This window comes from Chromobacterium indicum (assembly GCF_039708975.1).
In the GTDB taxonomy this organism is placed as follows: domain Bacteria; phylum Pseudomonadota; class Gammaproteobacteria; order Burkholderiales; family Chromobacteriaceae; genus Chromobacterium; species Chromobacterium piscinae.
Map to the genome: position 1 here is coordinate 14,160 of NZ_JAYFSJ010000022.1, position 25,042 is coordinate 39,201.

Consider the following 25,042-nt stretch of genomic DNA (forward strand, 5'->3'; position numbering starts at 1 on the left):
AAGGACATTAACAATGCGTCATCGTTACAGTAATCGTAAACTGAACCGCACGACCAGCCATCGTCTGGCGATGCTGCGTAACATGGCCAACTCGCTGCTGAAGCACGAAGTTATCGTGACCACGCTGCCGAAGGCCAAGGAACTGCGTCGTGTGGCCGAGCCGCTCATTACGCTCGGCAAAAAGCCGTCTCTCGCCAACCGTCGTCTGGCGTTCGACCGCACCCGTGACCGCGAAATCGTGGTTAAACTCTTCGACGTGCTCGGCTCGCGCTACGCTACCCGCAATGGCGGTTACGTGCGCATCCTGAAGTACGGTTTCCGCAAGGGCGACAACGCCCCGATGGCTCTGGTAGAGCTGGTGGACCGTCCGGAAGACGCCGTTGCCGTAGAAGACAACTCCGCCGATTAATCGACGAAGTTGAAAGAAAAAGCCAGCTCCTTGGAGCTGGCTTTTTTCATGTCTGGAAAGCCGGGTTTGCCTAGCGGCCCGGCTTTGTCGCGTCTAGAAGATGGACAGTCCGGTGCGGGTGGTGAAGCGGTCCAGCGCCTCCAGGCCCAGCACCGAGTTGCCGCGGGCATCCAGCTGCGGGCTCCATACCGCGATGCTCATCTTGCCCGGAATCACCGCCAGCAGGCCGCCGCCGACGCCGCTTTTCACCGGCAGGCCGACGCGGTAGGCGAATTCGCCGGCGGCGTCGTAAGTGCCGCAAGTCAGCATGACGGCGTTCACCTGTTTGGCCTGGCTGCGGCTCAGGTATTGTCGTCCGGTCTGCGGCGAGACGCCGTGGTTGGCCAGGAACAGGCCGGCGCGGGCCAGCTCGCGGCAGCTCATCGCGATGCTGCAGTTGTGGAAGTAATGATCCAGCACTGTCTCCACTGGATGGTCGAGGTTGCCATAGCTTTTCATGAAGTGGGCCAGCGCCGCGTTGCGGTCGCCGTGCTCGCGTTCCGAGGCGGCGATCGCCTCGTCGGCGATGAGGCCGGGGTTGCCGGCCTCATTCCTCAGCCAGGCCAGCAGCTGCAAGTGCGCGTCGCCGAAATGGCTGATCGCGCGATCGGTGACCGCCAGCGCGCCGGCGTTGATGAAGGGATTGCGCGGAATACCATGCTCGTATTCCAGCTGCACCAGCGAGTTGAACGGATTGCCGGACGGTTCCTTGCCGACGTGGCGCCACAGCGCCTCGCCGTCGGCCTGCAGCGTCAGGGCCAGCATGAAGGCTTTGCTGATGCTTTGGATGGAGAAGGGGACGTCGGCTTCGCCGCAGCCGTATTCCTGTCCATCCAGGGTGTGGATGGCGAAACCGAACTGATGCGGCGGCACTGAGGCCAGCGCCGGGATGTAGTCGGCGACCTGGCCCCGGTCGTAAAACGGCAGCACTTGCTGCCGGATATCTTCAATGAGCGCTTGCAGATTCATTGACAGATTGTAAGCACTTGCCGGCAGCCCAGTCTAGAAGCTGTAGCGCTGTTCCAGAACCTCGACCGGCGCGTCCAGCTCAAGCACGCCTTCGTTGCGGGCGCGCAGGTTCATGCCGAAGCAGACGCCTTCATCCAGGCGGCGGGTGCGGACCAGGGTCTGCAGCGGCTCGCCGTCGGCGCGTTTTTCGCCCAGGTCCGGATCCACGGTGGTCAGCACGCAGCGCGCGCAGGGCTTCATCACGTCGAATTCGACATCGCCGATGCGGATCACCTGCCAATCATCCTCCTCCCACGGGTAGGCGCCGGCCACAACCAGATTGGGGCGGAAGTGGCGCAGCGTGACGGGCTCGGGGAGCTGGCGGTTCAAATCGTCGAGCGAAGCTTGGTTGACCAGCAGGAAGGGATAGCCGTCGGCGAAGCTCATCGTCTCGGGCCCGCCCTTGAACGGACGGTTGGATTGCGCGCCCAGCCATAGCAGCCGGCATTCGCAGCCGAGGATGTCGGCGAACCAGGCGTCGACGCGCTCGTCGCCGTGCCAGGCTTGGAAGCCGTCTTTCCACACCTGGGCCGGATGAGGCCGGGTGTATACGGTGGCCATCGCGAAGATCGGCGGTTTGCCGGCGCGATGCAGCAGCACGCCGCCCGGCAACAGCTCGGCGCGGACGGTGACCAGTTGGGGATGCGTGCGCGCGGTGATCTGTTGGCCGTCCGGGCTGACCAGCAGCCATTCGCGGTCGTGAAGCAAGCCCAGCTTGCCCGCGTAGGCGCGGTCGAAGGCGATGCCGCGGCAGGACTTCACCGGATGGACGAACATGGCGCTCAGGTGCATGGGGGTCTCCATTGTCGTATAGACGGCATGCTAGCACGGAGGCGGCGGGGGACGAGCGCGGCATGCCGATTTTCAAGCATGGCGCCTGGATGGGAGCGGCAAGTTGTAACGCGGGCATTGCATATCTGCGACCAGCCATTTACATTGAGATGCCCGCCGCCAATTGTCTGACTGTCGTGCGATGGCCGGCGCTGCCGATGGAGTGGATGTTTCATGCCATCTGGAAAAATGGAGGGCAAAATTTGCGAGAAGGGAATTGTTCGTTGAGCTTTATGCTTATTCGGACTAAACCTGAGTAGAGGTTTACAAGATAACAGCGCCCGATGCCGCTAGCCGCGGTCGATGCGGCCTGGCAAGTAATTGGGGATGAGGAGGAAGTGTAATGCGCTCTTTGCGTGTCAAGCTGATTGCAGTGATTGCCCTGCTGCTGGTATTGCTGGGTATGGTGATTACCGTGCTGGTTTACGGCCAGATGCGGAATGAGATCGTCCGGGGCGTCGATAATGAGTTGGGCGGCACTTCCAAGGGCTACTCGGCCCTGGTGAGCAGCTGGTACAAGAGCAAGGTGGGCGTGGTGATCGCGGCCAATCCGCTGGTGGGCACGCCGGATCCGCGGCAGACCCTGGCCAGGATGAGCCAGGCGGGCGGCTTCGACATGACCTATATCGGCACCGCCGACCATGTGATGATACGCTCCGACATGAAGCCGCAGCCGCAAGGCTACGATCCGGTGGCGCGGCCGTGGTATCAGCAGGCGGCGGCCAGCGGCAATCCCGGTGTCTCCGATCCCTATGTCGATTTCGACACCAAGAAGCTGGTGGTGACCTTCGTGTCGCCGGTCAAGGACGGCAGCACGCTGAAGGCTGTGGTCGGCGGCGACATCTTCATCGACGACCTGGTCAAGACCGTGCTGTCGGTCAAGCTGCGCGGCAACGGTTACGCTTTCCTGGTGGACAAGAGCGGCAAGGTGATCGCCCACCCGGACGCCAGCCTGACGCTGAAGCCGCTGTCCGAGAAAGTGCCGGAGCTGACCAGCGACCGTCTGACCAAGCTGGCGACCGATACCACGATGCAAGAGGTCAGCATCGGCGGCGAGAGCAAGCTGATCGAGGTGCAGCCGGTAGAGGGCACTAATTGGCTGCTGGGCGTGGTGACCGACGAGTCGGTGGTCACCGGGCCGCTGAACACCTTGCTGCTGACCGTGATCGGCATCGGCGCGCTGTGCGTGTTGATCCTGATCCCGGTGGCGAGCGTGATGCTGAGCAAGATGCTGGCCGGCCTGGGCCGCCTGCGCAACGCGATGCTGGAAATTTCTCAGGGCGAAGGCGACCTGACCCGCCGCATCCAGGTGACCGGCCAGGATGAGATCGCCGAAACCGCCACCGCGTTCAACCGCTTCATCGGCCAATTGCAGAAGATGTTCATCGCGGTGAAGGAAGAGGCCGAACGGGTGACCGGCGGCGTCGAGAGCGTGACCGACACCGTGGACAAGGTGGCGCACGATTCGCGCCAGATTTCCGACGTGTCCAGTTCCAACGCGGCCACGCTGGAGGAGATCACCGTCAGCATCTCGCACATCGCCGACGCGGCACGCGAGGCGGACGGCCTGGTCAACCATACCGGCCAGGTTTCCAGCGAGAGCGCGCACGGCATGCAGCAGATCTCGCAGGAGATGAACAGCACCGTCGAGGCGGTGAAGGGACTGTCCACGATGCTGGGCTCGCTTGATCAGCGCTCGCAGCAGATCAGCGGCATCACCAATGTGATCAAGGACATCGCCGATCAGACCAATCTGCTGGCGCTGAACGCGGCGATCGAAGCGGCGCGCGCCGGCGAAATGGGCCGCGGCTTCGCGGTGGTGGCCGACGAAGTGCGCAAGCTGGCCGAGCGCACCGGCCAGGCCACGGTGGAGATTTCCGGCATGGTCAGCACCATCCGCGAGGAAACCAGCCAGGCGGTCAGCAATATGCAGCGCACCGTCAGCTCGGTGGATGGCGGCGTGGAGCTGACGCTGGGCGCGGTGCAGCGCATCGAACAGATCCAGCAGGCGATGCAGGAGGTCATGGCCAAGATGAACGAGATCACCTTGTCCACCAGCGAGCAGCACAAGGCCACCACGATGATCGCCCAGAGCACGGAGCAGATCAACGGCCGCATCGTCGACAGCGACGACGCCTTGCAAACCGTGCGCGACACGCTGTCCGAGCTGTCGCATTCGGCCAGCAGCATGCGGCAGCTGTTCTCCAGCTTCCGCGTCTGATCGACCCGTCCCTCAAGCCCGGCATGTCCGGGCTTTTTCATGCCTGCGAGCCTTGCGCTTGATCGGAGTGCGCAAAACGGCATGGCGGTGGGGGGCATCCGTTTCTAGAATAATTTTGTAATCGAACTATCAAAACAAGCACGAATACGTGCGGGGTTGGGGAAGGAGCGGGAAATGGCAAACGCAGGCTTGAGCCTGAAGGCCCGGCTGGTCGGCTTGATGGCGTTGGTGGTGGTGGTGGTGTGCGGCCTGGGCGTGGTATCGGTGTACAACCAGCGCCAGGTGATGCTGCAGGACAGGCAGGACAAGGTGCGCAATCTGGTGCAGAGCGCGGTGGGCCTGGTATCCAGCTACGAGAAGCTGGTGGAGAGCGGCAAGATCGGCGAGGCCGACGCCAAGCGCATGCTGTCCAAGGCGCTGAGTTCGATGCATTACGAGAAGGCGGATTATTTCTTCGCCTATGACTCGGACTGGAATTACGTCGCCCACGGCGCCAAACCGGAGCTGATCGGCAAGAACCTGGCCGGAGTGAAGGATCCGAACGGCATCGAATTGAAGACGCTGTTCCAGAACGCGATTTCATCGCCCGGCGGAGGCGGTTATGGCGAGTACGTGTGGAGCAAACCCGGCTTCGATCAGCCGCAGCCCAAAATTTCCTATGTCACCACCACGCCGAAGTGGCATTGGATCGTCGGCACTGGCATTTATCTGGACGATGTTTCAGCCGCCTTCCATCGGGAGCTATTGTGGCTAGGCGGCGTGCTGGCGGCGGCGCTGCTGGTGCTGCTGGGTATGGGCGGCATGATATTGCGCAATGTGCTGAGCCAGCTGGGCGCGGATCCGCAGGAGACGGTGGCGGTGGTCAAGCGCATCGCCGCCGGCCATCTGGACGAGGACGTGGCGGTGAGGGAGGGCGATCAGGACAGCCTGATGTCGGCGGTGGGCGCGATGCAGCGCGAGCTGGAGCGGCTGGTGCGCGACATCATAGACGGCGCCAACCAGCTGTCCCAGGTCAGCAGCAAGGTGACCGGCGAGGCCGAGGCGGTGGGGCGCGGCTCCGAGCAGCAGAGCGCGGCGGCCACCGCGATGGCGGCGTCGATCGAGCAGCTCACCGTCAGCGTCAATCACATTTCCGACCGCTCGCAGGATGCGCGCAACCTGGCCAACGAGTCCGGCACGCTGTCCAAGAGCGGCGGCGCGGTGATCGCCGAGGCGGTCAGCGAAATGCGGCGCATCAACGACGCGGTCGACCAGACCTCGGGCATCATCACCAGCCTGGCGGACAAGACCCAGACCATTTCCAGCATCATGCAGGTGATCAAGGATATCGCCGACCAGACCAATCTGCTGGCCTTGAACGCGGCGATCGAGGCGGCGCGCGCCGGGGAGATGGGGCGCGGCTTCGCGGTGGTGGCCGACGAGGTGCGCAAGCTGTCCGAGCGCACGGCGCAGGCGACGCAGGAAATCGCCTCCATGATCCAGGATGTGCAGCAGGGGGCCGAGCATTCCCGCCACAGCATGGAGGAGGCGGTGTCGCGGGTGAAGGCGGGGCTAGGGCTGGCCGAGCAGGCGGGTTCCGAGATCGCCCGCATCCAGGACAGCGCCAGCGGCGTGGTGGCGGTGATCGGCGATATTTCCCACGCGCTGCAGGAGCAGAGCGCGGCCAGCCAGACCATCGCCCAGCATGTGGAGCAGATCGCTCACAGCGCCACCAGCAACGCGTCGGCGTCGCAGTCGGCGTCGCAGGCCATCCACAATATGCACCAATTGGCGGCCAATCTGCGGCAACTGGTGTCGCGCTTCTCGGTCAGGGGCTGAGCGGCGCGGCGGCCGCGCTGGATTGGGTGGAAAAAGCCCGGTGGCGGACACCGGGCTTTTTGTTTGAGGCGCGCAGATTCGTTCTTAGTGCTGGCCGCGGCGACGCCAGCCCAGCAGCAGTGCCAGCAGCAGCAGCGCGCCGCAGCCGATGATGACCGGCAAGTTGCCGACGCGCATGTAAGGCGTCAGACCCTGGCGGCTTTGGGCGAAGCCGGTCAGCACCTGGGCGGTGAACGGGGCGGCGACTGCTGAAATCTCGCCGTCCGGTCGGATGATGGCGGTCATGCCGTTATTGGTGGCGCGCAGCATGTAGCGGCCGGTTTCCAGCGAACGCGCCTGTGACAGCTGCAGGTGCTGGCTCATCGCCTCGCTCTTGCCGAACCAGGCCAGATTGCTGACGTTGGCTAGCATGTCGGCGCGGGAGGCCGGGCCGATCAGCTCCTCGCCAAAACTGTCTTCGTAGCAGACGTTGAACGCCACCTTGTGTCCGGCCAGTGTCAGCGGCGCCTGATCCGCGCCGCCGCGGCTGAAGCCGGACAGCGGCATGTCCATGTGCTGGTAGATCCAGCCTATCAGGCCCGGCAGCGGCACGAACTCGCCGAAGGGCACCAGATGGTCCTTGGCGTAGTAGGGCATCTTGGGGTCGGACAGCGCCACCACCGAGTTCAGATAGCCGCGGCCGTCGTTGGTGCGGCGGGGGATGCCGGTGGCCAGCGCCATGCCGGAGCGGGACGCCTCGCCGCGGATCATCGACAAATAGCCGGACGGCAGGTCGTCGAGAAACAAGGGCAGCGCGGTTTCCGGCAGGATCATCAGGTCGGCGCGGGTCATCGCCACCTGGCGGTAATAGGTGAGCAGCGAGTTTTCCAGGTTCTCCGGCGACCACTTCAATTCCTGGGCGATATTGCCCTGGCCCAGCGCCACCGTGATCGGCTTGCCGACCGGATGGGTCCACTCGAGGTCGTGCAGCCACACGCCGCTGCCCCAGACCAGCGCGGCGGCGATCAGGATGCCGATGCGCTGCCGCATGCCGGCGCGCGCGAGCATGGCCAGGGCGCCGGCGGACAGCGCCACCAGGTAGCTGACCAGGTGGATGCCGCCGACCGGCGCGTAGCCGGCCAGCGGGCTTTCGGTGATCTGCGAGTAGCCGGCCGCGCCCCAGGGAAAGCCGGTCATCACCCAGCCGCGCAGCCATTCGCCCAATTCCCAGGCAGCGGGGAAGGCCAGCAGCCAGCGCACGCCCGGCCGAGGATCGATGCGGCAGGCCAGCCAGGAGGCCAGGCCCGGGTACAGCGCCAGATAGGCCGGCAGCAACAGCACCAGCGGCGCGGCGATCCAGGCCGGCAGGCCGGCCACGTCGTGTAGGCTGTCGTAGATCCAGCGGAAGTTGCTGACATAGGCGCCCAGTCCCCAGGCATAGCCTATCCAGAACGCGCGGCGCGGCTCGCGCTGTAGCAGCTCGACCAGCGCGGCCAGCGCGATCGGCATCAGCCAGAACAGCCGATAGGGGGCGAAGGCAAACAGGGTGAGGGCGCCGGCCAGCGCGGCGGCCAATAGCAGGATCAGGATTCGCATGGGGCTTGTTGCAGTTGAATACGAGAGTTACAGCCGGCGGCTGCCGGCTGCATTCAGCATAGCCTTATTCGGCCATGTCGACGGAGGCCTGGATGCGTTCCACCAGCAGGGTGTCCAGGCGGCGGCTGTCGGCGCGCAGCACGGTGAAGCGCAGGCCGGCGGCTTCGATCTTCTCGCCGCGCTTGGGCAGGTGGCCGGTCAGCGAGATCACCAGGCCGCCGACGGTGTCGACGTCGTCGTCGGCGTAGTCGGTGCCGAAGTAGTGGTTGAAGTCTTCGATCTCGGTCAGCGCCTTGACGCGGTAACGCTCGTTGCCGCGCACCGGCACGATGTCGTCCTCGTCGTCGTCGATGTCGTATTCGTCCTCGATGTCGCCGACGATCTGTTCGATCACGTCTTCGATGGTCACCAGGCCGCAGACGCCGCCGTACTCGTCCACCACCACCGCCATGTGGTTGTGGGTGGCGCGGAAGTCGCGCAGCAGCACGTTCAGCGGCTTGGACTCCGGCACGAACACCGCCGGGCGCAGCACGTTCTTCAGATTGAAGGTGGAGGGCGCATGGAAGTAACGCAGCAACTCCTTGGCCAGCAGGATGCCTTGCACGTCATCCTTGCTTTCGCCTATCACCGGGAAGCGCGAGTGGCCGGAATCGATCACGGTCGGCAGGAAGCGGGCGATGGGGTCGTCGATGTTCAGCACGTGCATCTGGCTGCGCGGAATCATCACGTCGCGCACGGTCAGCTCGCTGACCTCCAGCACGCCTTCGATCATGCCGAGGGCCTCGGCGTCGAGCAGATTGCGCTCGAAGGCGTTGTGCAACAGCTCGATCAACTCCTCGCGGTCTTCCGGCTCGCGCAAGAGCATGGTGGACAGGCGTTCAAGCCAACTGGGTCGCGGTTTACTGGGGTCTTCCATTTCTTAGATGTGCTCCTCGTGGTAGGGATCGGGATATCCTAGCTGTTTAACGATTACGGTTTCAAGCGCTTCCATCGCTTCGGCCTCTTCGTCCTCTTCGTGATCGAAGCCCTGCAGGTGCAGCATGCCGTGCACCAGCAGGTGGGCGTAGTGGGCCATCAGGTCCTTGTTCTGCTCGGCGGCTTCCTGCTCCACCACCGGCGCGCACAGCACCAGATCGCCGAACAGCGGCAGGCCGGCCACCGGTTCGCCCTCGTTCAGCGCGAAGGACAAAACGTTGGTCGCATAATCCTTGCCGCGATAGTCGTTGTTGAGCTGACGGCCTTCAGCGGCGTCGACGATGACGATGCTGATCTGCGCTTGTTTGACGTCGCGACGCAGCGCGGCCTGGCAGGCGCGGCGGATCAGCGCGGGCTCGGGCAGGAGGCCGGCGTCGCTGCGCACGTCCAGGGTCAGTTCCAGCCGCTCGGCCAGGCGGGCCAGCAGCGGGTTGCGTTTAGCTTTTTTCATCTTGCTTGCTTTGGTAATGGTCGTAGGCGTCGACGATTTTCTGCACCAGCGGATGGCGCACCACGTCGTTGCTGTTGAAATGATGGAAGTGGATGCCGCGCACATGGCCGAGGATGCGCTCCACCTCGACCAGGCCGCTCTTCTGGTGGCGGGCCAGGTCGATCTGGGTGACGTCGCCGGTGATCACCGCGCGGGAGCCGAAGCCGATCCGGGTCAGGAACATCTTCATCTGCTCCGGCGTGGTGTTCTGCGCCTCGTCCAGGATGATGAAGGCGTGGTTCAGCGTGCGGCCGCGCATATAGGCCAGCGGCGCGATCTCGATCAGGTTCTTCTCGAACAGCCGGGTCACGCGGTCGAAGCCCATCAGGTCGTACAGCGCGTCGTACAGCGGGCGCAGGTATGGGTCCACCTTCTGCGCCAGGTCGCCGGGCAGGAAGCCCAGCTTCTCGCCGGCCTCCACCGCCGGGCGCACCAGCACGATGCGCTTGACCGCGTCGCGCTCCATCGCGTCCACCGCGCAGGCCACGGCGAGGTAGGTCTTGCCGGTGCCGGCCGGGCCGATGCCGAAAGTGACGTCGTGCTGCTGGATGGCCTTGATGTAGCGCGCCTGGTTCGGGGTGCGGCCTTTCAGGTCGCCGCGGCGGGTGGCCAGCACCGGCGACTCTTCCTGCTCGGCGGCGGATTGCTGCTGGCGCAGCTCCACCAGGGTCAGCTGCACGTCGTCGACCGAGACGTCCTGTTTCTCCGCCAGCAAATAGAGCCGGGTCAGCGCTTCCACCGCCAGCTTGGCGGCCGGGCCCTGCGCGCGGAAGGCTTCGCCGCGGCGCTGGACGACGACGTCCAGGCCGGTCTCCACCTGTTTCAGGTTTTCGTCCAGCGGGCCGCACAGGCGGGCCAGCCGCTCGTTGTCCACCGGGTTGAAGCTGAGGGATTCGCTAGTGCTCATGCGTGTGCAATTGTTCGCTTAACTGTTGAAAAACGGCGGCGTGGCTGCCATGCGAAACCAGGCAGGCGGCCATGCCCAGCCGGCGGGTCGGTTCGATGTCCCGCTCAGGGTCGTCGCCCACCATCAGGCAGTGCTCGGGCGCGAGGTTTTCCAGCGCCAGCGCGTGGTGGAAGATGCGCGGGTCCGGTTTGGCGGCGCCGGCGTCCTCCACGGTGACGACGTGGCGGAAGTGGTGGGCGATGCCCAGGTGCGCCAGCTTGGCCCGCTGTTGTTCGGCGCCGCCGTTGCTGACGATGATGCGGATCAAATGACGGGTGGCGTCGAGAAAGCCTGCCGCTCCGGGCGTGAGCCGGCGGTGGCGGCGGTAGGCGTCCATATACGGCTGGAACAGACGCGCGGCTTCGTCTTCGGCGATATGCGGCAGGCCGAGAAAGTCGCGCAGCCGTTCGTGGCGCTGCTGTTCTATCGTCAGCTCGCCGGCCTCGAAGCGCCGCCAGTGGCGGTCGACGCAGGCGCGCCAGCGGCGGAACAGCTCGGTTTCGGATTCGGCGAAACGGGCGGCATACGGCCCGATGAAGGCGGAAAACGCCTGATGGGTGGCGTGGCTGTCGTCGAACAGCGTGTCGTCCAGGTCCAGCAGCAGGGCCTTGATGCCGCTCGCGTTCATGCTTCCTTCAGGCTTTCCAGTCCGGCGGCCGTCATGCCGGGCACGAATTCGATGATGTCGTAGCGGGCGACGCCGCCCCTGGCGAACGGGTCCCCGGCAAGGCGGGCTTCCAGCGCCGCGCGCTCGCCGCGCGCCAGGATCACGCCGCCCTCGCGCGGCACCTTGCGGCCGGAGGCCAGGAAGGCGCCGTCTGCGTAGGCTTGTTTCAGCCAGGCGACGTGGGCATCCAGCAGCGCGTCGACATCGGACAGCGGGGCGGTATAGGTCAGCGAGACGACGAACATCTTGAAATCCTCCGTATCGGAACCAGCCGAGCATACGCCGCGCGATGCGCATTGCATAGCAAGCCGGCTCCTCTCCCGGTCAGGCGATCTCGTTGACCACCACCTCGCCGGCCAGCGAGTGCGGGCGGGCTTCGGTGATTCTGACATCCACCGTCTGGCCCAGCAGGCGCGGATGGCCGGCGAAGTTGACCACGCGGTTGTTGGCGGTGCGCGCCGCCAGCATCGAGGCGTCTTTCTTCGAGACGTTTTCCACCAGCACGCGCTGCACCGAGCCGACCATCGCCTTATTGATTTCGAAGCCCTTGGCTTCGATCACCTCGTTCAGCGCCTCCAGGCGGCGCACTTTCTCGGCGTGGGGAGTGTCGTCCGGCAGGTTGGACGCCGGGGTGCCCGGGCGCGGGCTGTAGATGAACACGAAGCTGAAGTCGAATTCACAGTCGCGCACCAGTTTCAGCGTCTGCTCGAAGTCGGCCTCGGTTTCGCCGGGGAAGCCGACGATGAAGTCCGAGCTCAGGCACAGGTCCGGGCGGATCGCGCGCAGCTTGCGGATGATGGACTTGTACTCCAGGCCGGTGTAGCCGCGCTTCATCGCCATCAGCACGCGGTCGGAGCCGCTCTGCACCGGCAGGTGCAGGTGGGAGACCAGCTTGGGCAGCTTGGCGTAGCAGTCGATGATGCGCTGGCTGAACTCGCGCGGGTGGCTGGTGGTGAAGCGGATGCGCTCCACGCCAGGGATTTCGTGCACGTATTCCAGCAGCAGCGCGAAGTCGGCGATCTCGCCGTCGCTCATCAGGCCGCGGTAGGCGTTGACGTTCTGGCCCAAGAGCGAGATTTCCTTGACGCCCTGGGCGGCGAGGCCGGCGATTTCGGTCAGCACGTCCTCGAACGGGCGCGACACCTCCTCGCCGCGGGTATACGGCACCACGCAGAACGAGCAGTATTTGGAACAGCCTTCCATGATGGAGACGAAAGCCGCGCCGCCATCCACCTTGGCCGGCGGGATGTGGTCGAACTTTTCGATTTCCGGGAAGGAGATGTCCACCTGCGAACGGCCGCTTTGCTTGCGGCTCTCGATCAGATCCGGCAGGCGGTGCAGCGTTTGCGGGCCGAACACCACGTCGACGTAGGGCGCGCGCTTGACGATGGCGTCGCCCTCCTGGCTGGCCACGCAGCCGCCGACGCCGATGATCAGATTGGGATTGGCTTCCTTCAGCGGGCGGATGCGGCCCAGGTCGGAGAACACTTTCTCCTGAGCCTTTTCCCGCACGCTACAGGTGTTGAACAGGATGACGTCGGCTTCTTCCGGGTTGTCCGTCTTGACCATGCCTTCGGCGCTGCCCAGCACGTCCGCCATCTTGTCGGAATCGTACTCGTTCATCTGGCAGCCGAAGGTCTTGATGTATACCTTCTTCATTGCTACTCGGTTCCAGCTCGTATTCGGTTTCAGGGTTGGATCTGGGCCTGGCGCTGTTTCAGCGCCTCGATCTCGTCGTCGCCCAGCGCCCAGATGCGGTTGATATTGCCTTGCTGATCGAAGGTCACGCCTATGGTGCGGCCTTTCAGAGCGTTCAGTTGTCCGCTCAGCAGGAAGCGGTTGTGCTCATCGAAGACGCGCAGGCCGGTGGCGAGCGCGAAATGCTGCGGCTCGATGGCGATCAGCGCCGATAAGCGCTGAAGCAGCGTGCGGTCGGAGCGGACGAACTCGATGCCGGAGTCGTCGACGCCGGCCAGCCTGCCCACCACCAGGCCGTCGGGCAGCAAGCGGCCTGCCAAGGCAGGCAGGGCGAGGCAAAGCAGGCACAGCGTGGCGATGAGTTTTTTCATAGCAAATTGAACGCGTTGCGCGCGATTCTATCATAGCCGCCGGCAGGGCCGGCAAATGTTCGGTTCGGGGCCGGCTCAGGCCGCCGCCTCCGCGCGGCGGCTGTAGCGCTCGGCCAGCGCGAACATCATCGGATTGAACAGGATGGACACGATGGAGCCGGCCAGGATCAGCGCCTGGCCGCGCGCGCTGAGCAAGCCCAGCGACATGCCCAGTCCGGCCAGGATGAACGAAAATTCGCCGATTTGCGACAGGCTGGCGGCGATGCGCAGGCTTGTGTGGTGGCTGCGGCGGAACAGGCGGACGATGCCGTAGGCCGCCGCCGATTTGCCGACCACGATGATCAGCACGGTGGCCAGCAGCACCGCGGTGTCCTTCAGCAGCACTTCAGGGTTCAGCAGCATGCCCACCGACACGAAGAACAGCACGGCGAACGCCTCGCGCAGCGGCAGCGACTCTTCGGCGGCGCGGTGGCTGAACGGCGACTCGGCCATCACCATGCCAGCGAAGAAGGCGCCCAGCGCGAACGAAATCTGGAACAGCTGGGTGGCGCCGTAGGCCACGCCCAGCGCGGTGGCCAGCACGCCCAGCCGGAACAGCTCGCGGCTGCCGGTGTGGACGATGAGCTCCAGCATCCACGGAATGAAGCGGCGGCCGACGATCAGCATCAACGCGACGAAAGCCGCGACCTTGGCCACGGTCAGCGCCAGCGTCCAGCCCAGCTGGCCCCAGGACGGCGCGGCTTGCCCGCCGCCCAGCGCGCCGGCGAAGGCCGGCAACAGCACCAGGGTCAGCACCATCACCAAGTCTTCCACCACCAGCCAGCCCACCGCCACCTTGCCATCCTCGCTGTCCAGCCAGCCGTATTCCTCCAGCGCGCGCAGCAGCACCACGGTGCTGGCCACCGACAGCGCCAGGCCGAACACCACGCCCTCGCCAAGCGGCCAGCCGAGGAAGTGCGACAGTCCCACGCCCAGCAGTGTCGCCACCGTGATTTGCACCAGCGCGCCGGGGACGGCGATGGTTTTCACCGCCATCAGGTCCTTGATCGAAAAATGCTGTCCGACGCCGAACATCAGCAGGATCACCCCCAGCTCCGCCAGCTCCGGCGCCAGCGCCGTGTCCGCCTGGAAACCCGGCGTGAACGGGCCGACCAGGATGCCGGCGCAGAGATAGCCCACCAGCGGCGGCAGCCTGAGGCGCAGGGCCAGCGCGCCGAGCGCGAAGGCGAAGACCAGGCCGCCGACGATGGTGGTGATCAAGGGGGTGTCGTGGGGCATGGGCGGAATTCCGGTTGAATGGCTGGATGGTATAAAGACGGAATATCAGGAACCGAGTTCCGATAAATTTATTATTTTTATTCAACTTTCATTTTGGCACGAAGCCATCCCGCGCGCCTTGACCTGTTCGCTAGGAAGCGGTCGGCGGCGGCCGGGCGACGCGCATCGCCGTCGAACGGGAAGCCGAAGGCGAGCGGCCCGCGCGGAGCGGCGTCCGGCGGGCTGGCGCGGGCAGGGGTCAGAAGCGTTCGAACGGCTGTAGATAGCGCCATTGCCCCGGCTGCAGCCCGGCCAAGGCCAGGCGGCCGATGCGGATGCAGCGCGCGCTTTGCAGGCGGACGCCGAGCTGGTGGCTGATTTCGGCGAAGAAGCCGGCGCGCGGCGCGTAAACCGCGCAGCGCAGCTGATGGTCGCTCTGGCGGCTGATCTTGCATTGGCGCAAGGGTTTGCCGTCCAGGCGGATGGCTGCGACGCGCGCTTTCAGTTCGTCGGCCGCCGGCGCCTGCTCCACTTGCAGCAGGAACTCCATCTCGCATTCGGCCAGATGGCGGGGCAGCTTTTTATCCTGGGTCAGGACCAGCAGGCCGTGGCATCGCTCATCCACCGCGCCGAGGATGCTAAGGTGCTGACGGTGGCGCGCCAGCCAGACTTGCTCCGACGCGTCCTGAGGCGAGCGGCTGCCAGTCCCCAACAGCTGCTCCGGCGGAGCGTCCTCGTCTGCCGGCCGGTTCAGCAGCATCGTCACCGGCAGCGTCGCCAAAGCCTGCGGTTTGCCGGCCAGCGTGATTTGCTGCTCCGGCCGCACCCGCGCGCCCAGCGTATTGACGACTTTGCCGTCCACTTTCACCAAGCCCTGCTCGATGCAGGCATCGGCCTCGCGCCGCGAGCATAGCCCCAGTTCCACCATGCGCTTGGACAGGCGCACGCTCGTCTCGTCCATTGTCAGTTCCTTGTCAAACGGACGGCGATTATCCGTTGCGGCTCTCTGGCTGGCAACGACAAGCGGACTCAGGCGGGGCGGGAGGGCCTCAGACCGCGCCAGCCAGGACCGGCCGCCCGGTTGCCGAGCACGATGCCGGCGATGGCCAGCGCGCCGCCGACCGCCATTTCCAGCGACAAACGCTCGCCCAGCAAGCCGGCGCCCAGCAGCACCGCGCTGAGCGGATTGAGCGCGATGAATACGCCGGCGCGGGTGGCGCCGATCCGGCGGATGCCGTCGTAGTACCAGATATAGGCCAGCGCCGAGCCCAGCGCGCCCAGATAGAGCAACCCGCCCCATTGCGCGGCGTCCAATTTTTCGAGGGCGGCGAGGCTGGCGTCGCCGCGCAGCCATGAAGCCAGCCACAGCATCGCCGTGCCCAGCAGGATGGACCAGGTGACCGTCTGCAGCGGTCCCAGCGCCTGCGACAGGCCGCGGGAACCGACGCTGTACGCCACCCAGCAAGCGACGCAGCCCAGGATCAGCAGGTCGCCGCCGCCGCCGGCCGCGCCGGCCAGCGCGTCCGGGTTCTTGCCGACGATGACCAGCCCGGCTCCGGCCAGGCATAGCGCGACGCCGGCCAGCTTGAGCGGCGGCAGCGCCTCTTTCCGCAGCAGGAAGGACGCCAGCGCGATCATCGCCGGATTGAGCGCGACGATCAGCGAGGCGCGCGCGGCACCGACGTGCTGCAGGCCGTAGAAGAAGAACAGGTTGTAGCCGAACACGCCGCACAGGCCGAGCAGGGCCAGCCGCAGCAGCTGGCCGGACGCCGGGCGGGCCAGCGGCGTTCGCGTCAGCGCCAGAAAACCGAGCAGCGTCGCGCTGGCGATGGTGAAGCGCAGACAGGCGGCCAACAGCGGCGGCAGGCCGCCGGCAAGCTGCCGGCCGGCGATGAAGGTGCCGCCCCAGATCACCGCCACCAGCACCAGTTGCAGATACAGCCGGGGCGACGCTTCGCGCTCATGCAGGCTCATGGCGAGCCTCGAGATTGGCCAGCCGGCGCTCGCAGGCCTGCAGAGTCAGCGGCAGCAACTCGCGCTGCGCCCGGCTGCCGCCCAGCACGCTCCAGTGAGGCTGCGCAGCTTGCAGGGTGCGCAGGCTGTCCTCGATCCGGCCTTCGGCGAAATGCAGGATGCCCTTCAGCACGGTGATGCCGGTTTGGTGGGTTTGCGGATTCAGGCCGAAGCCGTCGCTTTCCGCGAGCAGTTTCTCGATCAGCACCGGTTGGCCGCTGGCGGCGAAGGCCAGCGCGGCGTGCAGGCGGTGGAAATGGGACATCGACGCGCCGATGCTGCCGCTCCACAGGAAGGCCAGTTGCTGCCAGATGTCGTCGAAGCGGGAGTCGTCGGGATGGTTGAGGCGGTAGCGCCATAGAAACGCCACCGCGTCCAGATCCTGTTTGGCGAAGCGGCTGTCCTTCAGCGCGTACATTTCGTGGAAGGTGCGCACCGATTGCTCGGTCTGCTGGCTCTTCTCATAGCCGATCGCCAAGTGCCAGTACACATGCATCCGCATGCCGGCGTTGTCTATCCACTGCGTCTTGCACTGTTCGAGGAAGGTGCATAGCTCCTGCCAGCACTCCTGCTCGTGCAGCGCGTGCGCGACGGCGTGGATGCCGTAGATGTTGTCGGCGCGATGGCGCAGCGACTCCAGCCCCAGCTTCAGCGCCTGGCTGGGGTGGCCGGCCTCGACGGTGACGAAGGCCTTGATCGCCAGATAGTAGGAGTAGAGCGGATGGTCGGCGCCGATGTGGCGGTCGCATCGGGCCAGGTCCGGCATCAGCTCCGGCGTGTGGCCGGTGCAGAAGTCCAACATGTGGGTGAAGAACAGCGCCACCACGTCGCCGGGGTAGGCGTCCAGATGCTGGCGGAACAGTTGCCTGGCCCGCGGGTAGTCGAAGCTGACCCAGGCGCGGAACGCGGCCACCAGCAGGCGCAGCTCGGGGCAATCGGTTTCTTCCGGCGCCAGCTGCTGCAGGCAGAGCGTGAATTTGTACAGATCCTTCAGTTCGCAGGAGGTGATGGCGTCGAAGCCGACCAGCAGGCGGCGGTACACCGCCTGGACGGGGGTGTTCGCCTGCAGGTGTTCCGGGATGCCGCGCAGCGACAGAAAGTGGCTGTTGATTTCCGGCCAAATCTGGGAAGCGCCGTAGGTATCGGAATAAGCGGATTGGGTCATGGTGTCGGGTTCCATGGCGGGCTGGGAGAGTTTTAGTTTAAGTAGGCATATTCTTATGCCAAATGCGAGTCATGGTAAAATGAGCGATTGCTCATGATGGAGCGGCGCGATGACGCTGACGCAACTGGAGATTTTCGCCCTGGTCGCGGAGATGCAGGGTTTCACCGTGGCGGCGGCCCGGCTGGGGATTTCGCAGTCCGGCGTATCCCACGCGGTGCGGGAGCTGGAGCGGGAGCTGGGTGTGGAGCTGCTGCTGCGGCGGCAGGGGCGCGTGGAGCTGACCGACATTGGCCGCCAGTTGCTGCCTCGGGCCAGCGGCATGCTGGGACTGGCGGAGGCGATGCGGCAGGAGGCTGCCGACGCGCGCGGCTTGCGCCGCGGCACGCTGCGCATCGGCTCGTTCGGGCCGACCTCGTCGATGCGTTTGTTGCCCGGCCTGTTGGCTCGCTACCGGGAGCAGTATCCCGGCATCGAGGTGCGGATCGACGAGGGAACGGACAGTCAGGTGCTGCAATGGCTGCTTGAGCGGCGGGTGGATGTCGGCTTCGCGGTGCTGCCCGAGCCGCGATTCGCCTGCTGCCCGCTGGTGGAGGACCAGATGGTGGCGGTGCTGCCCGCCGGCCACCCGCTGGCGGCCCGGCCGCATGTGACGCTGGGCGAGTTGTGCGGCGAGCCGTTCGCTCTGACCGGCGCCGGTTCGGCTGAGCTGGTCACCCGCTTGTTCCAGGCCGCCAGGCTGCAGCCGAACATCCGCTATCGCTGCGGACAGCTGCTCAGCACGCTGGAAACGGTGGCGCGGGGCGAAGCGGTCACTATCGTCGCCGAGCTGTCGCTGCCGCTGCGCTCCTATGTGACCGACTATGTCAGCAAGCCGCTGCATCCGGCAGTGCGGCGCCAAGTGGGATTGGTGATGCTGGATGAAGAGCAGGCCAGTCCGGCGGCGCGGTCGTTCCTGCAACTGGCGAGCCGCTTGCGGCGCGAAGGCGGTTTGGACGGCATGCTGACCGAAGCGGGGCGGCCAGCCTGATCGATGGGTCAGGTTATTAATGCTTTAATCATTTAAATTGTTCCCGGTCAAATTGTATTGAATTTCACCTGCGTAGCATGCGGCGCTTGTCCGAGCCCATACGCGGGAGAATGCAGTGCAAGCCTTGAGAATCGTTTTGCTGTCCACGGCCTTCAACGGCCTGACCCAACGCGCCTGGCTGGAGTTGCGCGAATCCGGCCACAAGCCGAGCGTGGTGCTGTTCACCGACGCCGGCGAAGTGGCGCGCCAAGTGAGGGAGGCGCGGCCGCAGCTGGTGATCTGCCCCTTCCTGAAGGACAGGGTACCGACCGAGTTGTGGCGGGACAGCCCGTTTCCGGTGGTGATCGTCCATCCGGGCATTGTCGGCGACCGCGGCGCGTCGGCGCTGGACTGGGCGATCATGAAGGGCGAGAAGCGCTGGGGCGTGACCGCGCTGCAAGCGGTGGAGGAAATGGACGCCGGGCCGGTGTGGTCCAGCCGCGAGTTCGACCTGCCGCCGGGCATCCGCAAGTCCGAGCTCTACAACGGACCGGTTAGCGACGCCGCGATGTATTGCATCCGCGATGTGGTGGAAAAGTTCGCCGACGGCTACCAGCCGCAGGCGGTCGATTACGCCGATCCACAGGTGGCCGGCCGGCTGCAGTCGAACATGAAGCAGGCTGATCGCGCTTTCGACTGGCGCCAGCCGGCGGCCGAGATCAAGCGCCGCATCGACGCCGCCGACGGCCAGCCCGGCGTGCTGGCCGATCTGGCCGGCGGCCGCTATTTCCTGTGCGATGCCCATCTCGACCACCGGACCGGCGAGCCGGGCCGCATCCTGGCGGTGCACGACGACGCGGTGCTGGTGGCCTGCGGCGACGCCAGCCTGTGGATAGGATCGGTGCGGCGGCAGCCGGCGGCGGGCGAGGAAACCTTCAAGCGGCCGGCCCGCCACGAACTGGGCCGCCTGCTGGACGGCGCGCCCCGGCTGGAGTGGGCGGTGGATACCCATCCGCACTGCGAGGAGAGCTACCAGCCCATCCGCTACCGAGAGGTGGGCCGGGTGGGCGAGCTGACTTTCGAGTTCTACAACGGCGCGCTCAGCACCGAGCACTGCCAGCGCCTGGTGCGAGCCTTGCAGTGGGCCAAGCGGCAGGATACCCGGGTGCTGCTGATACGCAGCGGCCGCGGCAGCTTCTGCAACGGCGTCCATCTCAATGTGATCCAGGCGGCGGAGCATCCGGGCGAGGAAGCGTGGCGCAACATCCAGGCGATAGACGACGTTTGCCTGGAAATCCTCACCGCGCCGCAGCTGACGGTGTCCGGCGTGGCCGGCAACGCCGGCGCCGGTGGCGTGATGATGGCGTTGGCGGCCGATGTGGTGCTGGCGCGCCAGGGCGTGGTGCTGAACCCGCATTATGCGACCATGGGCCTGTACGGCTCCGAATACTGGACCTATACCCTGCCGCGCGCGGTGGGCGGCGAGACGGCGGCCAAGCTCTGCGGCGACTGCCTGCCCATCGGCGCGCGCCAGGCCTGGCGGCTGGGCATGGTGCAGGACATCGGCCCGCGCGATCCGGAAACCTTCGGTCGCTGGCTACTGAGCATGGCCGCGGCGGCGGAGCGCAACTGGCCGGAGCTGGCCCGGCGCAAACAGGAGCTGGATCTTGCCCGGCTGCTGCAATGCCGGCGCGCGGAGCTGGACGAGATGCGGCAGGACATGCTGGAAAACCGCCGCGGCTTCGCCGAGCGCTGCCAGGGCTTCGTGTTTAAGCGCCGCGCCTGCCGCACGCCGGAGCGCCTGATCGAGGACTGGGCGCGCGCGGCAGACTGAGACGCATCCGGCACCGGGCGTAATGTATGCTGGCATGCCCGGCGCCGGTTCCGGACGCGGCGCGAATCAGAGCAATCCGCGTCAAGAAGGTTTTCACGCATTCCCGCATAGTGGCCGCCATGGAGGACGAGCATGGACAAGGCGGACCGCTACGCGCGGCGTTTCGAAAAAGTATTGGATCACATCGCCAGCCATCTGGACCAGCCCCTCAATGTAGAGCGGCTGAGCCAGCTGGCCCACTTCTCGCGCTTCCATTTCCACCGACAGTTTTCAGCGTATCTGGGTGTGGGCGTGGCCCGCTACATCCTGATGCAGCGGCTGCGCCGGGCGTCCTACTGGCTGGCTTTCCAGCCGCAACGGAAGATCACGTCCATCGCGCTGGACTGCGGTTTCGACAATCCCGAGACATTCTCGCGCGCTTTCCGGCAAGAGCTGGGCTGCTCGCCCAGCGAATTCCGGCGCGGTCCGGACTGGCCGGACTGGCACGCGCGGATGACGCCTCCCGTCAGAGAAAGAATGGAAACCATGGAAGTCAACATCGTCGATGTCCAGCCCGCCATGGTGGCGGCGCTGGAACACCTGGGGCCGCCGGAGCGGGTCAACGACAGCGCGCTGCGCTTCATCGCGTGGCGCAAGGAGAGCGGCTTGTCGCCGGTCGCCAGCAGCCGGACCTACGGCATCGCCTACGACAATCCGGAAACCGCCGAGCCGGAACGTTTTCGTTTCGACATCTGCGGCAGCGTCGCCGCGCCGGTGCCGGGCAATCCGCAAGGCGTGGTGACCAAAGAGATCCCGGGCGGCCGCTGCGCGGTGGCGCGCCACGCGGGCTCGCACCACAGTCTGGGCGATACGATCTGGTACCTGTACCGGGAGTGGCTGCCGGCCAGCGGGGAGGCGCTGCGCGATTTTCCGGTGTACTTCCATTACCTGAACCTGGCCAGCGACACGCCGGAGCATTTGTTGCTGACCGACGTGCATCTGCCCTTGCGCTGATGCGCTTTGGGCTGGCTGCGTGCCTTGCCTCGATCCGCTAAGCTGAAGCGATAGAGCAAACGTTCATTTGAGCGCCGCCGCGAGGCGGCGCAGCCATTCGGGAGCGGCGCGCATGAGCTGGCAGACCCACGAGGTGAGCAATCAGTACGACGAATTGCAGGACTACAAGCTGTTCGACACCGATCCGGCGCTGAAGGAGGCGCTGCATCGCGCCGGGGCGGATTGGGCTGCGCCCTGGCTGGCCGATTACGGCGAGAAGCTGGGGCGCGCGGAAACCTTCGAGCTGGCCGAGCGGGCCAACCGCTGCGCGCCGCAGCTGCAGGCCTTCGACCGCCGCGGCCGGCGCGTCGACCGCGTCGATTTCCACCCGTCCTGGCATGAGCTGCTGGCGCTGTACCGCGCCCAGGGGCTGGTGTCGTTGCCGTTCGACAGCGAACGCCCCGGGCGCTGGACCGCCTTTCTAGCCGGGTTCTACCTGCATGGCCAGGTGGAGGCCGGCACCCTGTGCCCGGCCACCATGACCCAGGCGGCGATTCCGCTGCTGAGGCGGGAGCCGGCGCTGTGGGCGCAGTTGGGCGACAAGCTGCTCAGCCGCGAATACGACGCGCGCGATCTGCCAGCCGAGCGGAAAAGCGCAGTCTGGCTGGGCATGGGCATGACCGAGAAGCAGGGCGGCTCCGACGTGCGCGCCAATACTACGGCGGCGACGCCGCTGGGATCGGGCGGGCGCGGCGGCGAGTACGCGCTGCGCGGCCACAAATGGTTCTACTCCGCGCCGATGAGCGACGCCCATCTGGTGGTGGCGCAGCTGCGCGACGGCGGGCCATCCTGCTTCTACGTGCCGCGCTGGCGGCCTGACGGCAGCCGCAACACGGTGGCGATCCAGCGCTTGAAGGACAAGGTGGGCAACCGCAGCAATTCCAGCAGCGAGGTGGAGTTCCAGGACGCCTGGGGCGTGCTGATCGGCGATCCCGGCCGCGGTATCCCCACCATCATCGAGATGGCCGCCTATACCCGGCTCAATTGCGTGATAGGCAGCGCGGCCCTGATCCGCCAGGGCCTGGTCCAGTCTATCGCCTACGCCCGCCAGCGCGTCGCCTTCGGCAAGCATCTGGCCGAGCAGCCGTTGATGCGCGCGGTGTTGGCCGATCTGGCGCTGGAGAGCGAGGCGGCGCTGCGGCTGGTGGCGCGGCTGGCCGAGGGTTTTGAAAACGATGAGCCGGCCTGGAAGCGCATCGTCGCGCCGGCGGCCAAGTTCTGGGTGTGCAAGCGCGCGGTGGAGCTGGCCGGCGAAACCATGGAAGTGTTCGGCGGCAACGGCTATGTCGACGCTGGGCCGATGGCGCGGCTGTTCCGCGAGGCGCCGGTCAATTCGATCTGGGAAGGCTCGGGCAATGTGATGTGCCTGGACGTGATGCGGGCGCTGCAGCGCGAGCCCGAGGCCTGGCAGCGGCTGCTGGACGAGTTGGCCGGCCTGGCCGGCGACGACCGCCGCCTGCGCGCGGCGCTGGCGGATCTCATGGCGATGGCGGCCTTGTCCGCGCCGGAGCTGGAGGCGCTCGGCCGCCGTTTCGCCCAACAACTGGCGCTGACCGTGCAGGGCTGCCTGCTGAGGGGGTGCGCGCCGGCGACGGTAGCCGACGGCTTCATCGCCAGCAGGCTGGCGGATGGGCACTGGGGGCGGGTGGCGGGCGCGCTGGACGCGCGGGCGATGGATGTCGGCTATCTGCTGGAGCGGGCGCTGCCGGGCGGCTGACGCGTTCTTCAGGCGCCGGATTGTGGATAAATCGCGTGGCGCGCTCGATGTTGTGGATAAGTTGGCCGGCTCAGCTTGCCGCCTCGGCTTCGACCCGGTTGCGGCCGCTGGCTTTGGCGCGGTATAGCGCCAGGTCGGCGCGCTTCACCGTCGCCTCCGGCTGCGCGTCTGCGGCGTTTGCGGTGGCCAGGCCTATGCTGAGCGTGGCCCGGCCGACGTCGGGCGCCTGGGATTGTTCTACGGCGGCGCGGATCTTTTCGGCCAGCACCGCCGCGCCGGCGGCGTCGGTTGCCGGCAGCAGCAGCAGGAATTCCTCGCCGCCGTAGCGCGCGACGAAGTCGGTGGCGCGCGCCGAGTCCCGCAGCGTGTCGGCGATGTGGCGCAGCACGCGGTCGCCGGCATCGTGGCCGAAGGTATCGTTGACGCGCTTGAAGTGGTCGACATCCAACAGCAGAACCGCATACGGCGCGCCGGCGCGCTTGTAGCGCAGGTGTTCCTCCTGCAGCTGCTCGTTGGCGGCCATGCGGTTGTGCAGGCCGGTCAGCGCATCCTGGCGCGCCTGTAGCGCCAGTTCCGCGGCCTTCCGCAGCAGCAGGTGGTTGGACTCGCGCAGCTGTTCGGTGCGGTCGGCCACCATTTGCTCCAGGTTGGCGTTGACGTCGGCCAGCTGTTGTTTGCGGGCCAGCAGCGAGGAGGTCATGTTGCGCATCGCTTCCGACAGCTGGCGCAGCTCCTGTGTGCCGCCGCGTATGGCCCAGTCGGCGTCCTCTTCGCCGCCACCGACGCGCTGCGCGGTGCCGGCCAGTTGTTCCAGCGGGCGGCTGAACGAGGTGGCCAGCCGATAGACCGCGGCCATCAGCAGCGCGCTGGCTGCCAGGCCCAGCAGCATCAAGGCGCCGCGCAGGCGGTTCAGCGTCGCCAGCGCCTGTTGCTTGGGTTGGCGGACGATCACGCGCCAACCCAGCCCGGCCTCCTGCACCCGGGATTCGCCGTACAGGTAGTCGCCGCCGCCGGGCCAGGGGCCGAGGCGGAAGGTCAGCGCAGCCGGCATGGGCGCCGGCGCCTGCATTTTTCCCACCGCCTCGAATGGCGACAGCAGGTTGCCGTGCCGGTCGACGATGAAGGTTTCCAGCCCGGATTGGGCGGGCAGCCGCTCCCGTATGATGTCTTCGACCCAATCCCACAGCGCGTGGGTGGCCAGCACGCCGCGCAGCTTGCCGGACGGGTCGTAGACCGGGGAGGCGAAATCGACGAAGCGCAGCGGCTCGCCCTGGGGGGAGTGGTTGGGCATCAGCTTGGCCAGCAGCACGGCCTGGTGGATGTCGCCGACGAAGGGCGCGTGCTGGCCGTGGATGAACCAAGGGCGTTTGGCGGCGCTCTGGCCGACCAGCATGCCGCCGGCGGCGGAAACGATCTTGCCTTGCGTATCGGCGATGCCGATCCAAGCGTAGTACTTGTAGGCCTGCTTGGTGCGCTCCAGGCTCTGGCGCAGGTCGTCGCCATCCAGCGGCGCCCGGATGTAGGTGGGGGTCTGCGCCAGCAGCAGCACTTCGCGGTGGCGTTCCCGCAGATTGGCTTCGATGGCTTTGGCGATGCTGCCGGCCAGGCTGCTCATGGCCTCTCCCTGGTCGCGCACGATGCGGTCGGAAAGCACCTGATCCAGGCAGACGGCGGCTAGCAAGGCTGAGACGAGGAACAGCCCGCCGAACAAGGCGGCCAGCCGTAGCCGGAAGCTGTCGAGGAGGGCGCGGCGAATCATGAATGGCCTTGGCGAATGAAGCGATGCTTGATTATAGCGTCGGGCCGAATGGTTGATATGCGCTCGCGGAGGACGGATTCAGGGAGGGCGGAAAGCAAAAAAGGCCAGCTTGCGCTGGCCTTTTTTGTATTTGGTGGCGAATCAGGGACTCGAACCCCGGACCTGCGGATTATGATTCCGTCGCTCTAACCGACTGAGCTAATTCGCCGTG

General features: G+C 66.2%; 22 protein-coding genes and 1 tRNA gene. 7 read left to right on the plus strand and 16 right to left on the minus strand.

The window, feature by feature from the left end; translation table 11 throughout:
- Positions 1-13: 13 nt before the first annotated feature.
- Positions 14-409, plus strand: coding sequence for a 50S ribosomal protein L17 (rplQ, locus tag VA599_RS22385; RefSeq protein WP_021478373.1), 396 nt, complete (start codon positions 14-16; stop codon positions 407-409).
- Positions 410-502: 93 nt separating this feature from the next.
- On the opposite strand, the gene VA599_RS22390 is transcribed toward rplQ, so the two are convergent.
- Together VA599_RS22390 and VA599_RS22395 are read right to left on the minus strand one after the other, a co-directional pair.
- The gene (locus tag VA599_RS22390) at positions 503-1,417 is read right to left on the minus strand and encodes a glutaminase (RefSeq protein ID WP_346790693.1); all 915 of its coding nucleotides are present in this window, start codon (positions 1,415-1,417) and stop codon (positions 503-505) included.
- Positions 1,418-1,450: 33 nt separating this feature from the next.
- Positions 1,451-2,248, minus strand: a complete 798-nt coding sequence (locus tag VA599_RS22395) for an MOSC domain-containing protein (RefSeq protein ID WP_346790695.1) — start codon at positions 2,246-2,248, stop codon at positions 1,451-1,453.
- Positions 2,249-2,630: 382 nt separating this feature from the next.
- Here VA599_RS22395 and VA599_RS22400 point away from each other — a divergent pair, with 382 nt between their 5' ends.
- Both VA599_RS22400 and VA599_RS22405 read left to right on the plus strand, forming a co-directional pair.
- Positions 2,631-4,508, plus strand: coding sequence for a methyl-accepting chemotaxis protein (locus VA599_RS22400; protein ID WP_021478376.1), 1,878 nt, complete (start codon positions 2,631-2,633; stop codon positions 4,506-4,508).
- A 174-nt stretch (positions 4,509-4,682) separates the two neighbouring features.
- Positions 4,683-6,326, plus strand: coding sequence for a methyl-accepting chemotaxis protein (locus VA599_RS22405; protein ID WP_166440361.1), 1,644 nt, complete (start codon positions 4,683-4,685; stop codon positions 6,324-6,326).
- A gap of 84 nt (positions 6,327-6,410) precedes the next feature.
- On the opposite strand, the gene lnt is transcribed toward VA599_RS22405, so the two are convergent.
- The 12 genes from lnt to VA599_RS22465 all read right to left on the minus strand — a co-directional run bounded on the left by lnt (position 6,411) and on the right by VA599_RS22465 (position 17,483).
- Positions 6,411-7,901, minus strand: a complete 1,491-nt coding sequence (gene lnt, locus VA599_RS22410; protein ID WP_346790696.1) for an apolipoprotein N-acyltransferase — start codon at positions 7,899-7,901, stop codon at positions 6,411-6,413.
- Positions 7,902-7,965: 64 nt separating this feature from the next.
- Positions 7,966-8,817: a CorC family transporter gene (locus tag VA599_RS22415; RefSeq protein WP_346790697.1), complete on the minus strand. Its 852-nt coding sequence runs from the start codon at positions 8,815-8,817 to the stop codon at positions 7,966-7,968.
- Between the two features lie 3 nt (positions 8,818-8,820).
- Positions 8,821-9,327 carry an rRNA maturation RNase YbeY gene (gene ybeY, locus VA599_RS22420; protein WP_346790699.1) on the minus strand — a complete coding sequence of 169 codons (507 nt, stop codon included), beginning with the start codon at positions 9,325-9,327 and terminating at the stop codon, positions 8,821-8,823.
- Positions 9,314-10,273, minus strand: a complete 960-nt coding sequence (locus tag VA599_RS22425) for a PhoH family protein (protein ID WP_346790701.1) — start codon at positions 10,271-10,273, stop codon at positions 9,314-9,316. The genes ybeY and VA599_RS22425 overlap by 14 nt, the downstream gene beginning before the upstream one ends.
- Complete coding sequence (locus VA599_RS22430) at positions 10,263-10,940, minus strand: HAD family hydrolase (protein ID WP_346790702.1); 678 nt, start codon at positions 10,938-10,940, stop codon at positions 10,263-10,265. The genes VA599_RS22425 and VA599_RS22430 overlap by 11 nt, the downstream gene beginning before the upstream one ends.
- Positions 10,937-11,224, minus strand: a complete 288-nt coding sequence (locus VA599_RS22435; RefSeq protein ID WP_021477428.1) for a YciI family protein — start codon at positions 11,222-11,224, stop codon at positions 10,937-10,939. The genes VA599_RS22430 and VA599_RS22435 overlap by 4 nt, the downstream gene beginning before the upstream one ends.
- 79 nt (positions 11,225-11,303) lie before the next feature.
- Positions 11,304-12,638 carry a tRNA (N6-isopentenyl adenosine(37)-C2)-methylthiotransferase MiaB gene (gene miaB / locus VA599_RS22440; RefSeq protein WP_346790705.1) on the minus strand — a complete coding sequence of 445 codons (1,335 nt, stop codon included), beginning with the start codon at positions 12,636-12,638 and terminating at the stop codon, positions 11,304-11,306.
- 29 nt (positions 12,639-12,667) lie between these two features.
- Complete coding sequence (locus VA599_RS22445; protein ID WP_346790707.1) at positions 12,668-13,048, minus strand: hypothetical protein; 381 nt, start codon at positions 13,046-13,048, stop codon at positions 12,668-12,670.
- 75 nt (positions 13,049-13,123) lie between these two features.
- A complete protein-coding gene (locus VA599_RS22450; protein ID WP_346790708.1) occupies positions 13,124-14,326 on the minus strand; it encodes a cation:proton antiporter domain-containing protein in 1,203 nt (400 codons plus the stop codon).
- 238 nt (positions 14,327-14,564) lie between these two features.
- Positions 14,565-15,266, minus strand: coding sequence for a S4 domain-containing protein (locus VA599_RS22455; protein WP_346790709.1), 702 nt, complete (start codon positions 15,264-15,266; stop codon positions 14,565-14,567).
- 68 nt (positions 15,267-15,334) lie between these two features.
- Positions 15,335-16,279: a DMT family transporter gene (locus VA599_RS22460; RefSeq protein WP_346790711.1), complete on the minus strand. Its 945-nt coding sequence runs from the start codon at positions 16,277-16,279 to the stop codon at positions 15,335-15,337.
- Positions 16,266-17,483, minus strand: a complete 1,218-nt coding sequence (locus tag VA599_RS22465; protein ID WP_346790712.1) for a tetratricopeptide repeat protein — start codon at positions 17,481-17,483, stop codon at positions 16,266-16,268. Before VA599_RS22465 ends, VA599_RS22460 begins: the two co-directional genes overlap by 14 nt.
- A 109-nt stretch (positions 17,484-17,592) precedes the next feature.
- Between VA599_RS22465 and VA599_RS22470 the strand changes: the two genes are divergently transcribed.
- From VA599_RS22470 to VA599_RS22485, 4 genes are all read left to right on the plus strand, one after another.
- Positions 17,593-18,510, plus strand: a complete 918-nt coding sequence (locus VA599_RS22470) for a LysR family transcriptional regulator (RefSeq protein WP_346790713.1) — start codon at positions 17,593-17,595, stop codon at positions 18,508-18,510.
- Between the two features lie 115 nt (positions 18,511-18,625).
- Positions 18,626-20,323 (plus strand): hydrogenase maturation protein, encoded by a 1,698-nt coding sequence (locus VA599_RS22475; protein ID WP_346790715.1) that lies wholly within the window; start codon positions 18,626-18,628, stop codon positions 20,321-20,323.
- Positions 20,324-20,455: 132 nt separating this feature from the next.
- Entirely contained in the window at positions 20,456-21,316 is an 861-nt protein-coding gene (locus tag VA599_RS22480; RefSeq protein ID WP_346790717.1) for an AraC family transcriptional regulator, read from the plus strand.
- Between the two features lie 112 nt (positions 21,317-21,428).
- Complete coding sequence (locus VA599_RS22485) at positions 21,429-23,072, plus strand: acyl-CoA dehydrogenase family protein (RefSeq protein ID WP_346790718.1); 1,644 nt, start codon at positions 21,429-21,431, stop codon at positions 23,070-23,072.
- 70 nt (positions 23,073-23,142) lie between these two features.
- On the opposite strand, the gene VA599_RS22490 is transcribed toward VA599_RS22485, so the two are convergent.
- Positions 23,143-24,831, minus strand: a complete 1,689-nt coding sequence (locus tag VA599_RS22490) for a sensor domain-containing diguanylate cyclase (protein ID WP_346790720.1) — start codon at positions 24,829-24,831, stop codon at positions 23,143-23,145.
- A gap of 131 nt (positions 24,832-24,962) precedes the next feature.
- Positions 24,963-25,039 (minus strand) — tRNA-Met (locus tag VA599_RS22495).
- Between the last annotated feature and the right edge of the window lie 3 nt (positions 25,040-25,042).